General features: G+C 45.1%; 15 protein-coding genes. 12 read left to right on the top strand and 3 right to left on the bottom strand.

Annotated features, from left to right (window positions below):
- The first annotated feature begins 12 nt into the window (after window positions 1–12).
- On the top strand, window positions 13–1,341 hold the full coding sequence (locus tag K9M52_RS11420; RefSeq protein WP_224068560.1) for a sigma-54 interaction domain-containing protein: 1,329 nt from the start codon (window positions 13–15) through the stop codon (window positions 1,339–1,341).
- A 343-nt stretch (window positions 1,342–1,684) separates the two neighbouring features.
- Here the strand turns inward: K9M52_RS11420 and K9M52_RS11415 are convergent, their stop codons facing one another.
- Window positions 1,685–2,791: an AhpC/TSA family protein gene (locus tag K9M52_RS11415; protein WP_224068559.1), complete on the bottom strand. Its 1,107-nt coding sequence runs from the start codon at window positions 2,789–2,791 to the stop codon at window positions 1,685–1,687.
- Window positions 2,792–3,163: 372 nt separating this feature from the next.
- Here K9M52_RS11415 and lptE point away from each other — a divergent pair, with 372 nt between their 5' ends.
- From lptE to K9M52_RS11390, 5 genes are all read left to right on the top strand, one after another.
- Window positions 3,164–3,676 (top strand): LPS assembly lipoprotein LptE, encoded by a 513-nt coding sequence (gene lptE, locus K9M52_RS11410; protein WP_224068558.1) that lies wholly within the window; start codon window positions 3,164–3,166, stop codon window positions 3,674–3,676.
- 17 nt (window positions 3,677–3,693) lie between these two features.
- Window positions 3,694–4,641 (top strand): hypothetical protein, encoded by a 948-nt coding sequence (locus K9M52_RS11405; RefSeq protein ID WP_224068557.1) that lies wholly within the window; start codon window positions 3,694–3,696, stop codon window positions 4,639–4,641.
- A gap of 12 nt (window positions 4,642–4,653) precedes the next feature.
- The gene (gene secG, locus K9M52_RS11400; protein WP_224068556.1) at window positions 4,654–5,031 is read left to right on the top strand and encodes a preprotein translocase subunit SecG; all 378 of its coding nucleotides are present in this window, start codon (window positions 4,654–4,656) and stop codon (window positions 5,029–5,031) included.
- Window positions 5,032–5,146: 115 nt separating this feature from the next.
- Window positions 5,147–6,169: an endolytic transglycosylase MltG gene (mltG, locus tag K9M52_RS11395; RefSeq protein WP_224068555.1), complete on the top strand. Its 1,023-nt coding sequence runs from the start codon at window positions 5,147–5,149 to the stop codon at window positions 6,167–6,169.
- A gap of 82 nt (window positions 6,170–6,251) precedes the next feature.
- The gene (locus K9M52_RS11390) at window positions 6,252–7,253 is read left to right on the top strand and encodes a YihY/virulence factor BrkB family protein (RefSeq protein ID WP_224068554.1); all 1,002 of its coding nucleotides are present in this window, start codon (window positions 6,252–6,254) and stop codon (window positions 7,251–7,253) included.
- Window positions 7,254–7,619: 366 nt separating this feature from the next.
- On the opposite strand, the gene K9M52_RS11385 is transcribed toward K9M52_RS11390, so the two are convergent.
- Window positions 7,620–7,814, bottom strand: coding sequence for a hypothetical protein (locus tag K9M52_RS11385; protein ID WP_224068553.1), 195 nt, complete (start codon window positions 7,812–7,814; stop codon window positions 7,620–7,622).
- 163 nt (window positions 7,815–7,977) lie between these two features.
- Here K9M52_RS11385 and K9M52_RS11380 point away from each other — a divergent pair, with 163 nt between their 5' ends.
- The 6 genes from K9M52_RS11380 (at window position 7,978) to tatC (ending at window position 12,610) form a co-directional block, all read left to right on the top strand.
- Window positions 7,978–9,225, top strand: coding sequence for an RsmB/NOP family class I SAM-dependent RNA methyltransferase (locus K9M52_RS11380; protein ID WP_224068552.1), 1,248 nt, complete (start codon window positions 7,978–7,980; stop codon window positions 9,223–9,225).
- Window positions 9,226–9,260: 35 nt separating this feature from the next.
- Window positions 9,261–9,575 carry an FtsB family cell division protein gene (locus K9M52_RS11375; RefSeq protein ID WP_224068551.1) on the top strand — a complete coding sequence of 105 codons (315 nt, stop codon included), beginning with the start codon at window positions 9,261–9,263 and terminating at the stop codon, window positions 9,573–9,575.
- Window positions 9,576–9,660: 85 nt separating this feature from the next.
- On the top strand, window positions 9,661–9,924 hold the full coding sequence (locus K9M52_RS11370; RefSeq protein ID WP_224068550.1) for a hypothetical protein: 264 nt from the start codon (window positions 9,661–9,663) through the stop codon (window positions 9,922–9,924).
- Window positions 9,925–9,926: 2 nt separating this feature from the next.
- Window positions 9,927–10,586: an endonuclease III gene (gene nth / locus K9M52_RS11365; protein ID WP_224068549.1), complete on the top strand. Its 660-nt coding sequence runs from the start codon at window positions 9,927–9,929 to the stop codon at window positions 10,584–10,586.
- A 93-nt stretch (window positions 10,587–10,679) separates the two neighbouring features.
- Entirely contained in the window at window positions 10,680–11,684 is a 1,005-nt protein-coding gene (locus K9M52_RS11360; RefSeq protein WP_224068548.1) for a zinc-binding dehydrogenase, read from the top strand.
- 71 nt (window positions 11,685–11,755) lie between these two features.
- The gene (tatC, locus tag K9M52_RS11355) at window positions 11,756–12,610 is read left to right on the top strand and encodes a twin-arginine translocase subunit TatC (protein ID WP_224068547.1); all 855 of its coding nucleotides are present in this window, start codon (window positions 11,756–11,758) and stop codon (window positions 12,608–12,610) included.
- Window positions 12,611–12,697: 87 nt separating this feature from the next.
- Here the strand turns inward: tatC and folK are convergent, their stop codons facing one another.
- A complete protein-coding gene (gene folK / locus K9M52_RS11350; RefSeq protein ID WP_224068546.1) occupies window positions 12,698–13,183 on the bottom strand; it encodes a 2-amino-4-hydroxy-6-hydroxymethyldihydropteridine diphosphokinase in 486 nt (161 codons plus the stop codon).
- Window positions 13,184–13,204: the final 21 nt, after the last annotated feature.

Below are 13,204 nucleotides of genomic sequence, written 5' to 3'. Positions count from 1 at the left end.
AACATCGAACGCATGGATTTACAAACTGTCAAAAACAGATTTAATATAATCGGTAATTCTGCGGGGCTGAACTATGCCCTGAATGTCGCCGTTCAGGTAGCTGCCACAGACCTGAGTGTACTGATCGTGGGAGAGAGCGGTGTAGGAAAGGAAGTATTTTCCCAGATCATTCACTCGCTGTCTTCCAGAAAACATAATAAGTTTATTGCTGTGAACTGTGGTGCCATCCCGGAAGGCACCATTGACAGTGAACTGTTCGGTCATGAAAAAGGTTCCTTTACCGGTGCAGTTGATAGTAGAAAGGGCTATTTTGAGACTGTCAACGGAGGGACGATCTTTCTGGACGAGATCGGTGAGATGCCCATTGGTACGCAAGCCAGGCTACTCAGGGTCTTGGAAACGGGAGAATATATCAGAGTCGGGTCTTCTAAAGTACAGAAAACCGATGTACGGGTAATCGCCGCCACTAATCGTGATCTTTATGAGTCAACACAGAACGGAAAGTTCAGGGAAGATCTGTATTACCGTTTAAGCACGGTTCCGATCCGTGTACCCGCTCTTAAAGACAGAAAGGACGATATCAGCCTGCTATTCAGGAAATTTGTCGTGGACTTCGCCGAGAAGTACCGTAAACCTCCTTTACAGCTCGAACCTCAGGCGATGCAATTGCTGGCCAACTATCCATGGCCAGGCAATGTCAGGGAATTGAAAAATATCGCCGAGCAAATTTCAGTCCTGAGCAAGTCCAATTTGATCAATGCTGAAGAAATGCAGCAGTTCTTACCGGAATATCATAATAACCGGCTACCGGTATTAGCCCCACAAAACAACCAAGGTGCTTCAGGTGAATTTATGAACGAACGGGAGATCCTTTATAAACTGTTCTTTGATATGAAAAAAGATGTGGGTGAACTCAAAAAAATGTTTGGAGAGATCCTGCAAAATCCAGCGATCGCTAATTCGCTAAATGACTATACCAAAGAAAAACTCTATCAATCTATTAATGAACATGAGGCGTCCGCGCAAGGATTAAAACCCTATTATGGGAATGCTGCCTTGCCACAGAGTTTCCACGAAGAGCAGCCGCAGAGCCACCAGACTCCTCAGAACACATCTGCCCATCAAAATCAGCCAGTGATTCTCTCTTCCGGCAGGGATGGCGAGGATATCCATAGTCATGAAGAAGTGGAAGAAACCCTCAATATTATGGATAAGGAAAAAGAGCTGATTACCAAAGCACTAAAAAAACACAGAGGTAAAAGAAAGGATGCCGCCTATGATCTGGGTATCAGTGAGAGAACGCTATACAGAAAATTAAAAGAATATCATATCGACGGATAGAACCCTGCCAATGCAGGGTTTTCTTTTTTAGATGGGTCATCAACATCTCTGAAACTGTTTATCTAACGGATCTTCACAATAATGCTTTTCCAAGTCCTCTCATGCTCCATCCTTTATAAAAAAGTCTTCTGTCAAAAATAAGCCGGCTTATACAGCTCCCACGCAGTCAATAGCCCCCTAAGTAACAGGTGCTGGTAGATGCTATTGAAAGGCATATCAAAAAAAACAGGAAGCCGGGCTTTTACACATCCACTTCCTGTTTTTTGTATTCAGCGTATCCGGTTATATAGTATACCTATATAGCCTGGACAAATACTTTATAAACCTGGTAAACGCAGGTTATCTATTTTAAAACCTCAGCCAGTTTTTCTTCCAGCTTATCTCCTCTCAGGTTATGACCAATGATCTTGCCATCCTGATCAATCAGAAAATTGGCAGGAATAGCTCTGACACCGTATTTAGCAGCAGGCTCTGCTTTCCAGCCTTTGAGATCAGATACCTGAGTCCAGGCCAGTTTATCATGTTCGATCGCCTCCTTCCATTTAGAAGCATCTTCATCCAGCGAGACACCCAGAATGGTGAAGTTTTTATCTTTGTATTTATTATATGCTTTAACTACATTCGGGTTCTCGGCACGGCAAGGTCCGCACCAGCTGGCCCAGAAATCAACCAGCACATATTTCCCTTTGAAAGAAGACAGACTAACAGGGTTGCCGTTAACATCGTTTGCGGTAAAGTCAATAGCCGGCTGACCGATCGCTGTTGCCTTCATCTTATCCAGTTGCTCAGCGATCTTAACCCCTGAAGCAGAATGCTGCAAAGAAGTATCCAGTCCTGTATACAACTTATTCAGATCAGCATATTCGGTTGAGTATACCAGGCTTCTTAGTAAATTAAGGCTCACAAAACTCTTGGGATTCTGCTCGACAAATTTTTTGGAGGCAGCCTCTTTCTGATCATTCAAATCACTGGCTTTCTTTTCAATAGCCGCAACTGCTGCGGTATCCTGCTTCATGCGGGCTGTCTGATATTGCTGAAACAAGGTATCTTCCTGATCATTGATGGGCTTAAGTTCAGCCTGGAATTTATCCCACTCTTCCTGGGTAGGAGCACCGGTGATTTTTACACCACCCAATGAATCCACATTTCCTTTAATATTAATAGCCGCATTCTCCAGGTAAAAATTAAAACCGCCTCTTCTATCCTGTAAAAAGATAGACGCCATTTTGGGTTCTTCAGCTTTTCCTTTGAACGTAAATTTACCATCTGTTACTTTGGCAGAATCCAATACCAGTGAGTCTCCTACATTGGTTCTAAAATAGATCAGAGAATCTTTCAGACCTGCGATTTCACCATTGATGGTATAGCTGTCTTTCGGCGCTTGGTTGGTACAGGCAAAAAAGCCCAAAGTCATGGTGGCCAGAGCACCTGCAATAACACGTTTGTTCATGCGATTTTTTTAGTTATTAATTGATTAATTTCTGAACTACCCAATGATGATGACCATTGGATTCCGGATTCTTAGACCCATCTGCCCCATGCAGTTTGATATGAATCTCTATCCGTGTTATTCGGAGCGTTCCACCCCGATTACTCATAATTCGTTGAGGCTAAAAGCAAATTCAGCCTGTTTTGAATCTAGCAATGAACTACAAACATAATTATTATACTTATTACTGCTAAATAAATTTTGTCAAATACTTGAACTTTATCATTATTTAACATTTTGTCTAAAATAGCCTCATGCCTGATGATATTTTAAGGCAATTCGTGGATCTGTTCACTATATTCGTTTTATATTCGTGACTTAAATCGTCAGTACATGAACGTTCCTGGTAGAGCTCTGTGGCTTTTTTTCATATGTTTTGTATTCAGTATCAGCTCTTGCGGCATATATACATTTAATGACGTGAGTATTCCGGATAACGTTAAAACAATCAGGATAGGCTTTATTGAGAATAAAGCCCGCTACATCAATCCGAGTCTGAGCGCTCAATTAACAGATGCATTTGTTAAAAAAGTGGCCAGTCAGACCAAACTCACGCGCATTGATGACCTGAACGCAGATTATGTAGTCAATGCTGTTATCAACCATTATGATGTCACCACATCGGGTGTGAGCAGCACCAGTCAGGCCAGCCTGAACCGACTCACCGTAGGTGTTCATCTAACGCTCATCGACAATACATTAAAAGATCAAAAGGAATACGACGTTAGCAGCACCTTCGACTTTAACGCAAATGTATCGCTGGCTCAGGCAGAATCAACACTTATGCCACAGATATTAAAGGACATTCCTGATGCCATGTTTAATAAAATATTCTCCAACTGGTAACCTTTGAATGACAAGCTATGCATTTGGAAAATCGAATTATAGAAACCTTTACCGGCAAAACAAGCCTGAGTGACACCTCCGACGCAACCTGGAGTGCACTCGTCAACCGATACCCGGCCTTTAACCTGGGCTATTATTTCCGGGCAAAAAAACAGGGGCAGCCTACAGATAATAAGGCACCCGAAATCCGATGGCAGGCGGCTTCCCACTTCAATGACCTCCGTTGGCTGGACTATTTGCTAAAACGGGAGACAGAAACGGGTGAGCAAGAAGAGCGCCTGGCAAATACCGAAAAGAGCACCGATTCAGCGCTACCACAAAAAGAGCCGGCCCCTGATGCAACCCTTTTGGGCGACACCGCCGAAATTGTAGAAGCAGACATCCGTCCCGCTGCCTCAGACCCGGCGGCCACTCTGATTGACAAGGCCGGTTCTGCAATACGGGAAAATGAAGAGATCACATTAGCCGCAGCAGAGGATCATAGTGCGAGCGCGCCTGCACTTGAGGAGGTAGCTGGACAGGAAGACAACACAAGGCTCAGCGCTGTACTTAGTGCCCAGCTTGCGGATTTCAAAAAACCTGTAGAGGAAGATGCCAGGCTCGAAGTGGACAGGGAGCCTTTATATAAAGTTGACTATTTTGCCTCTCAAGGCATCTCTGTGCTGAAAAACCAGGACGGCTTTGATAGAAAAGTACGCAGATTTACGGACTGGCTGAAAGAAATGAAGCAGCAGGGCACAGGTACGGCAGGCCCGCAACTCAATACGACGCCTCAGGAAGAGGCACAGGCCGCCGAAAAAGCAGAAAAATCCCTGAAAAATGAACCTGTCTGGACAGAATCCATGGCGGAAGTCCTGTTAAGCCAGGGAAAAGAGGCACAGGCCAGGGAAGTTTACCGAAAATTAAGTTTGTTATATCCCGAAAAATCAACTTATTTTGCATCCAAAATCGATCTATTACAATAATTAAATATAATTATGGCTTTACTTTTCTTCATATTGGTCATTATCGTCTCTATCGTGCTGGCCTTTTTCGTTTTGATTCAGAATCCTGAAGGTGGCGGCCTTTCCGGCTCTATCGGTGGTTTCAGTAACCAGATCATGGGCGTAAAGAAAACCAATAATGTACTGGAGAAAGGTACCTGGTTATTTGCATTGATCATTGGCATTATGTGTTTGTTCTCCGTCGTACTCTTTACCGGTTCCCACGGCGGTGGCGCACTGGATAATCTGAACACCAATGTACCCGTCCAGACAACAGCGCCTGCGACTGGCGCACCGGCACAAAATGCAGCACCTGCGGAGGCACCTGCCTCTCAGCCGGCTAACACACCTACCGAAACGCCTGCTAAATAAGCACTTAGCGTTCCAAGTAATATTCAGGTCCCCGTCTTTTAAAGGCGGGGATTTTTTCGTTAATTTGCAGATGGCACGGCCCTTGAAGGATAAGGGAAACACATAAAATTTTACCATGAGAACAATCGGGAAGCTTTTTACCTTTATTATCATTGTCGGGGCGATTGTTATTGCCTATCTCACCTTTGCCCGCAACACGACATTTAACGGGGCGAAAAAGTACCTATATGTAAGACCCGGGGGCGCTTCCGCTGAAGCCCAGATTACCCAACAGCTAAAAACCGGCAAGGTCATCGATAATGTCAAAATATTTCAGTTTCTGGCGCCAAAGATGAATGCTTTTAAAAACCTGACCGCCGGACGGCTGGCCGTTCCCAAAGGAACGAGTGTATATGGTCTGATTAAGATTCTGAAGGCAGATAAGCAGGATACCATCCATTTCACCATAAAAAGAGTTCGCACCAGGGAAGGACTGGCTGGTATGATGGGCAAAAACTTAATGACAGATTCAGCCGCCACTTTTATGTATCTGAGTAACAATGATTCACTTAGACAGTTTGGCGTTGACACCTTCACCCTTAATACCTTACTGATTCCCGGCACCTATAACCTCAAATGGCAATATACGACCGCCGAAGTACTGCGTATCTTTGCTGCGGCTAAAAAAGCTTTCTGGTCCAGAAACAATCGCATCGCGAGAGCTGCAGCCCTGGGCCTGACGCCGGCAGAAGCTTCGACGCTGGCCTCTATTGTTGAGGATGAGACGCTGAAAGACAGCGAAAAAGACACGATCGCCAGTGTTTATCTAAACAGGTTAAGAGCCGGCATGGCACTGGGAGCAGATCCTACCATCAAATATGCGTTAAAAGACTTTAATATGCAGCGCATTCTGAATCAGGATCTCAAAGTTCAGTCTCCGTATAATACATATATCAACAAAGGACTCCCTCCGGGGCCCATCTGTACGCCGGATAGCGTAACCATTGAAGCCGTTTTAAATGCTCCCAAAACCGATTATCTTTATTTTGTGGCCAAACCGGATTTCAGCGGCTACCATAATTTTAGCACGGATTACAGCCAGCATTTGAAACTTGCGCAGCAGTTTCATGACGCCCTGGATAAAAAGAACATTAAATAAGCGGTTCATTGAACGATAAGTAATCATCCATACGCATTGATTTTTGACACCATTAGAAACCAAAATATTGAACTCCCGACCCATGCGGTTCCTGAAAAAATGGCTGAAAGCCATTCGGGTTCCTGGGGCAGAGACTGTCAATTTCTATGAAGTCGTCAAGTTATTTGTGGACCAAGTCAACAAAGAAGGGCTTAACGTACGGGCAGGGGCTATTTCTTTTAATCTTTTGATCGCGATTCCAGCCTGCCTGTTATTTTTATGCACCCTGATCCCTTATCTGGCAAACTCTACGATGTTCTACAGGGAACTTCAGCAACTGGTGCTTAGCCTGACGCCTAACGTCGGGGCCAGGGCGCTCATGTTAAAGTTTCTGGAAGACATCTTCAGCAAAACGAAAAACGGGTTATTGTCCCTTGGATTTATCTTTGCTATTTTCTTCTCATCCAATGCCATGATGGGAATTATCCGGACTTTCGACCGTTCTTTAAAAGAAAGAGCGCAGACGAACTTCATTAAAAAAAGACTCAGGGCCATGCGCCTCACTATGATCCTGTTTTTGATGTTTTTAGGCACCATGATCATCTCCATGGGACAGGGCATGTTTTTTCACCGGATCATGTCGCTGTTGGACATCCATAATGAACAAGTACAAAGCCTTATCAGAAACCTGAGATGGATCGTTATTGCGGCACTTTTCTTTTTTAGTATATCGGTCATCTACAAATATGCCCCTACGCTGGAGAAGCATAAACGCAAAAAGTTACTGTCACTGGGTGCCGTTATCGCCACCGGCTTGTTGATCGCTTCCACTTCCTTGTTTTCTTTCTGGGCGCAGAATTTCTCCAATTACAGTAAATTCTATGGCACCATCGGCTCCGTCCTTGTCATCATGATGTTGATTTTTGTCAATTCTTTTGTACTGCTCATTGGTTATGAATTGGACCTGAGCATTGAAGCACTCAAGGAAAAACACCGTGAAGAAATACGGCAGGCACAGCTGTCGGCGCAGGAAAATGCGCACATCAATACAGCGCCTAACCAACGGCATGAAGAAGGTCACCTAAGTCCAGGCGCTTCTACCTGACAGAATAGTCCGGACTTAATTTTTAAAATGCTTCATTTGTTTTTCCCGCTTAAGATAATTGTCATACGGCTCCCTTTCATTCCAGCCAGGATCCTCTGTTTTGCCTTGCCCGGGCGAACGCATATCAAAAATCCGCTTGTTATGAAAAAAAGCGCACAATTCCATTGCATTTATCCATAGTGCCCGATGGGCATAAATACTATTGACTCAAGCGCATAGATCAGTACACCATTTTTTTCAACATAGGTCTCTGGATATAGATGAAGGCTGTTATAACTCCAGAACTCAATACAACGCAGGCTATTCTGCCTGTTGCGCTGAGGGTTGATTTTCCAAAACGCTGTCTTTTCCTCGGATCAGGTAACCTTATCTGGGGGAATGTCCACGGGCTTTTACCGCTGCTACCTGAGCGAGGATCACACTGGTCATCGAACCCTTCCAGGATTTTGTCTCGGCATATCTGTCATTCGGCCCGATAGAAAAGACCGTACTGCATAATATAATCGAAAAAACAGCCAGCAGTCTGAGCATCGCCTGTAGATGAATGTTAAGGAGTATCATGAATCCCCCGACAAGCTTTTGAATGGCGTTTCATAGTTAGTTGCACTGAAAGTGATCATGGAAGTATCACAGTGGCGTTCATCAGTCGCTTCACGCAGTGCATCAAGCATTTCCCGGTTGGCGGGATGCGGATTTTTCTTGCTTTTTGCCCTACCTTTAGGGCATGGATCCTAACAAAATTCTTGACCGTCAGAAGTCAACTGTTTCAAATTTGCTGAAAAAATACGACGGCAAAGAACCATTGCATCTTTACCTGAAAAAATATTTTGCAGAAAACAGGCAGCATGGCTCCAGGGACAGAAAGGCAATAACAGGACTTTGTTACAGTTACTTCCGTTTAGGCATAAATGTCACCCGGCTGCAGCAAAATAACCCTAACCTCTCTTTTTCAGAAATTCTGGGCATTACCGGATATATAGCCGGATTACTGCCATGGCCCCAGCATCTGGCGGGAAGCTCCGACCCGAAAGAAGCCGATTCACCGCTGGCGCGGTTCAACCAACTCCGACGACAATATAATGAGCTGGATCAAGACGGTCTATTTCCATTTACAACAACCACTTCTGAAGGATTGGATCTACAGAAGTTCAGGACATCCATGCTCGGGCAACCGAGTTTGTTTATCCGGATACGCCCCGCTGAGGGATTGCATACTCAAGTCATGCAAACCCTAAAAGATCATAACATATTCCCGTACGAAATCGATGACCGCACCCTGGCGCTGGCGCCCGGCACGCCGGTTGATAAACTCTTACAGGTAAACAAGGATATGGTGATTCAGGATATCAGTTCCCAGCGCATGGCAATGTTTCTGGATACGGTCCTGCAAGAGCGTAAAAAGAAGGCGCCGGGGCATGCAGGAAAAAAATTAAAGATCTGGGACTGTTGCGCTGCCAGTGGTGGTAAGTCTTTGCTCGCCTGGGATGTATTTAAGCCAAAGGCGCAGAAAATAGATCTTACCGTATCAGACATCAGAAGTTCAATCCTGAACAATCTGGATAAACGTTTTAAAGCCGCTGGCATTACACAGTATAAAAAACGAGTGTTGGATCTGCTCTCCCCCAGTCCACTGCCATTTGCCAATACATTTGATCTCGTGATTTGCGATGTCCCCTGCACCGGATCAGGTACTTGGGCCCGTAACCCGGAAAATCTTCTTTACTTTAGCGAAACAGTCCTTCCCGCGTTTTATGAGCGACAAAAGAGGATTGTTCAGAAAGCGCTACAGGCCGTATCCCCGGGAGGCTATTTTCTTTATATGACATGTTCGGTATTTGCACAGGAAAATGAGCTGGTCACTCACTTTATCACTCAAAATAATGGCATGGAACTTGTCACGTCGAAGTTGATCACTGGTTACAAAGAAAATGGCGATTCCATGTTTGGAGCTTTGTTTACTCGGACAAAATAGCGTTACTTTGCTGGGGCATTCGTCAAACAGTTTGTATGCAAAAGACCTATAAAATATTAGCTTATCTTAAAAACAAATACATTATAGCTGTGTTGGTTTTTCTGGTATTGATCATCTTCTATGATCGCAATGATATTTTTGTTCAGATTGAAAGAGCAAAACAGGTCAACGCGCTACATCAAAGTAAGGCTTTTTACGAACAGGAAATCGAAAAAACGAACAAAGAGCTGAATGCGCTGGAGTCCAGTCAGTCAGCAGTGGAAAGATATGCCAGGGAGCACTTTTTTATGAAAAAAGATAATGAAGCGGTATTTATCGTGGATTCTGTTGTACCGGCGTCTCACCCTTAACGTCTGGTTTTCAGTGTGGTTTTTTTCTGTTATAACGCAATATCACCCATTATCCTACGTTTAAATTACGCATCAAATCAATGATATGGCACAACTTTACCCTTCCTTATTTTCCTTTCATTTGCGTGGAATATCTCCGGGCCGTCTGGCAAAAAAAAATCAGCAGAGCGAGTCACTTTTGCCCGTTCGTCAGGCAGGAGGAGCTTTGCGCAACCCGGGCGCCTCTATGTATGCAAGGCAAAAGCAATTGCTGGATCTGATTCAGGATCTGGGCTGGCTAACTCCTGACGAGCAGACCTTGAATAATATTTTAGCATATGCTGCACGCAGGTCAAAAGGACAGATTTAAATATGACGCGCAAGGAACGCTATCAGTTTGTAATCGACTATTTTAAAGAACATGCCCCCAATGCGGAGACAGAACTTCTTTACGACAACCCCTATCAGTTGCTGGTGGCTGTCATTCTTTCTGCCCAATGTACGGATAAAAGAGTCAATCTGACGACGCCTGCTATCTTCCACCGGTATCCCACACCGGAAAAACTGGCCAAAGCGGACTTTGACAGTCTTTTTCCGCTGATCCGAAGTATCTCCTACCCCAATAATAAAACCAAACATCTGATCGGCATGGCCAGAATGCTCATGGAAGATTTTCATGGCAAAATTCCCATGACGGTGCCTGAACTCATTAAATTGCCGGGTGTCGGAAGAAAAACGGCTAACGTTATTACGTCCGTGGTTGACCAACAACCCAATATGGCCGTGGATACACATGTTTTCAGGGTGGCGGGTAGAATCGGGCTCACGCTCAAGGCCACCACGCCTTTGGCCGCAGAAAAGCAACTCATAAAATTCTTTCCTAATGAGCTGATCCACAAAGCGCACCATTGGCTGATCTTGCATGGCCGGTATGTATGTGTGGCCCGCAAGCCCAAATGTGGTATTTGTGGCCTTCGACCTGCCTGCAAGTATTATCAGGCCCATCCATTGCCGGAAGAGGAGTTATCCTAACCCCAAAAAAGCCTGCAAAAATCGTCAATCGCATCTGCGTTTGTCTATCATGCTCAAATATATTTTTGTACATTTGGAAACTAAAAAATGTACATGAAAGCGATCGTCTTACAAAATATCGAAGCTCCTTTGAACATAGAAGAGACACCTATCCCTGAGATAGGGCCGGACGAAGCATTGGTAGAGCTCAGAGCAGCAGGCATGAATAAAAGAGACTGGTGGATCTGGAAAGGGCAATATGCAGGTTTAAAGTTTCCGGTCATTCCTGGCTCTGACGGCAGCGGCATTGTAAAAGCAGTAGGCAGGGAGTTGCCGGAAAGCTGGACCGGGCAGGAAGTACTGATCTATCCGGCGACTGATTGGGGGGACAGTGAAGCCTTTCAAGGCAAGAATTTTAAGATTCTGGGATTACCTGAAAATGGCTGCTATGCACAATTTGTGAAAGTAAAAGGCGACATGCTCTACCCTAAACCCGATCATCTGGATTTTATACAGGCTGCGGCATTCCCCGTTGCTGGCCTGACGGCCTATAGAGCGTTATTTATCAGGGGCGCCTGGAAAGAAGGGGACAAAGTACTCGTTAGCGGCGTGGGCGGTGGAGCAGGCACCTTTGCGCTGCAGTTTGCGGTGGCCGCAGGCGCTGAAGTCTGGGTGACCTCCGGCAGCGAAGAAAAAATAAAAAGAGCCCGGGAACTGGGAGCCGCCGGCGGTATTAACTATAAAGAAAAAGATTGGTCAGAAAAATTATTAAAAGAAGCCGGGAGCTTTGATGTTATTATCGATAGTGCGTTGGGAGACGGATTCGCGGCCCTGATTACACTGGCAGCCAGCGGTGCCCGGGTGGTCTTTTTTGGCGGCACAGCCGGCAATATCCCTGCCATTAACGGCAGGCCGGTTTTCTGGAAACAGATCAGCATTCTGGGTACCACCATGGGCTCTCCAAGGGATTTTGAACAAATGCTGAGTTTTATTAAAGACCGGCAGGTCCGCCCGGTCATTGACGAAGTCTTTCCATTAGATCAGGCCCAGGAGGCCATGACACGCATGAATACGGGTGGTTCCAAGTTTGGAAAGATGGTTTTAACCATTGGTTCTTAATTTACGCGGTAATTTAAGCCGTTACTAATAGATTCCTAAGTACATTTGCTCCTCAAAGATTCAAATCATTCATGATACAAAGGTTTTTTAAACGAAGAAGCGGTTCTCAGGCTGAAATGGCCTTCATTGACCATTTAGAGGAATTAAGGTGGCATATTTTGCGTTCGCTGATCGCTATTCTGGTGCTGGCTGTCGTTATCTTTTATTACCACGGCTGGTTTTTTGCCAATATCATCGCAGGGCCGATCAACCCTGATTTTATCAGCTACAGGGCTTTCTGTAAACTGGCAGACCTGATTCATGTCAAGAGTCTTTGTATGGACCCGGTCGTGGTTGACATGCAGTCCACAACGTTTGGCGGCCAGTTTCTTGGCACCTTTACCATTGCATTTATCGGCGGCTTTATTGTCGCCTTCCCCTATATTTTCTGGGAATTCTGGCGTTTTGTCAAGCCCGCCCTTAAAGAAGGGGAACTCAAAAATACCGGTTCCGCGATTTTCTGGGTCTCTCTTTTCTTCTTTTTAGGCGCTGCCTTCGGTTATTTTGTTTTGGGGCCTTTCACATTTAATTTCCTGGCCGGATTTCAGATCAGCGACCTGCCGATGATGACGACAAGGCCAACACTCAACGATTACCTGAATAACCTCTGTAATATCGTTTTAGGATGCGGCCTGGCCTTTGAGTTACCCGTTATGGCATACGTCTTTACCCGGATGGGGTTGATCACACCTAAATTCCTGAAAGAAAAACGTCGCTACGCGATCGTGATCATCCTGATTCTGGCGGCCTTTATTACCCCCAGTCCGGACTGGATCAGCCAGACACTGGTCTTTATCCCGCTCATGCTCTTGTATGAGATAGGAGTATTTGTCTCTAAAAAAGCCGCTAAAGAACTGGCAGAAAAAGACAAAGAGCTCTGGAGTTAAAAACATTTTTTCCTAACAATACACACAAGGTCCGGGAACTGAGCACTAAGTTTACCGGGCCTTGATGGTTAAAGAAGCAGCTAAAAATCAGGCCGGCAGTTTTTGCACCGGGAGGGTATCGGGGCTTTGTGCCAAAAGTTCCCGAACCGTTTTATTCAGGACCGGGTGCAGTAGGTCGGGCGCCAATTCAAATAGCGGAAAAAGGGTAAAATTGCGGGTGTGGAGTAAAGGGTGTGGTACTTTAAGGTGAGGTAGATCGATCCTTTGATCATTAAAAAAAAGCAGATCAATATCGATGACTCTCGGGCCGTTTTTTATCTCCCGGATTCGTCCAAGCCGCTGTTCAATCCTGAGCATTTTCCCAAGCATTTCCTCCGCAGTCATTTCTGTGTAGATCAGCAATACCTGGTTAAGAAAATCGGGTTGGTTCTCCAATCCCCAGGCAGCGGTCTGATAAAGTGAGGATGCTGCCTCAATGGATCCGATTTCATCTTCAATTTGCGCTCTTGCCTTTGCTAAATTTTCCTTTATCCGGCCCAAATTACCGCCTATCAGCAAATATGCTTTATTCATAATTTATTTTTTGCAATGGAT

Origin of the sequence: Arachidicoccus terrestris (genome assembly GCF_020042345.1) — a bacterium.
In the GTDB taxonomy this organism is placed as follows: Bacteria; Bacteroidota; Bacteroidia; order Chitinophagales; family Chitinophagaceae; genus Arachidicoccus; species Arachidicoccus terrestris.
Note: the sequence above shows the minus strand (reverse complement) of the source record. Positions and strands in the feature narration are given on the sequence as shown.

What these genes read in the sequence shown, in the direction of transcription:
- K9M52_RS11370 (WP_224068550.1), top strand. Translation starts at nt 9,661, where the DNA reads ATGGCACAACTTTACCCTTCCTTATTTTCCTTTCATTTGCGTGGAATA.
- K9M52_RS11375 (WP_224068551.1), top strand. Translation starts at nt 9,261, where the DNA reads ATGCAAAAGACCTATAAAATATTAGCTTATCTTAAAAACAAATACATT.
- K9M52_RS11415 (WP_224068559.1), bottom strand. Translation starts at nt 2,791, where the DNA reads ATGAACAAACGTGTTATTGCAGGTGCTCTGGCCACCATGACTTTGGGC.
- mltG (WP_224068555.1), top strand. Translation starts at nt 5,147, where the DNA reads ATGAGAACAATCGGGAAGCTTTTTACCTTTATTATCATTGTCGGGGCG.
- K9M52_RS11405 (WP_224068557.1), top strand. Translation starts at nt 3,694, where the DNA reads ATGCATTTGGAAAATCGAATTATAGAAACCTTTACCGGCAAAACAAGC.
- lptE (WP_224068558.1), top strand. Translation starts at nt 3,164, where the DNA reads ATGAACGTTCCTGGTAGAGCTCTGTGGCTTTTTTTCATATGTTTTGTA.
- K9M52_RS11390 (WP_224068554.1), top strand. Translation starts at nt 6,252, where the DNA reads ATGCGGTTCCTGAAAAAATGGCTGAAAGCCATTCGGGTTCCTGGGGCA.
- secG (WP_224068556.1), top strand. Translation starts at nt 4,654, where the DNA reads ATGGCTTTACTTTTCTTCATATTGGTCATTATCGTCTCTATCGTGCTG.
- K9M52_RS11360 (WP_224068548.1), top strand. Translation starts at nt 10,680, where the DNA reads ATGAAAGCGATCGTCTTACAAAATATCGAAGCTCCTTTGAACATAGAA.
- K9M52_RS11420 (WP_224068560.1), top strand. Translation starts at nt 13, where the DNA reads ATGGATTTACAAACTGTCAAAAACAGATTTAATATAATCGGTAATTCT.
- K9M52_RS11380 (WP_224068552.1), top strand. Translation starts at nt 7,978, where the DNA reads ATGGATCCTAACAAAATTCTTGACCGTCAGAAGTCAACTGTTTCAAAT.
- nth (WP_224068549.1), top strand. Translation starts at nt 9,927, where the DNA reads ATGACGCGCAAGGAACGCTATCAGTTTGTAATCGACTATTTTAAAGAA.
- folK (WP_224068546.1), bottom strand. Translation starts at nt 13,183, where the DNA reads ATGAATAAAGCATATTTGCTGATAGGCGGTAATTTGGGCCGGATAAAG.
- tatC (WP_224068547.1), top strand. Translation starts at nt 11,756, where the DNA reads ATGATACAAAGGTTTTTTAAACGAAGAAGCGGTTCTCAGGCTGAAATG.
- K9M52_RS11385 (WP_224068553.1), bottom strand. Translation starts at nt 7,814, where the DNA reads ATGATACTCCTTAACATTCATCTACAGGCGATGCTCAGACTGCTGGCT.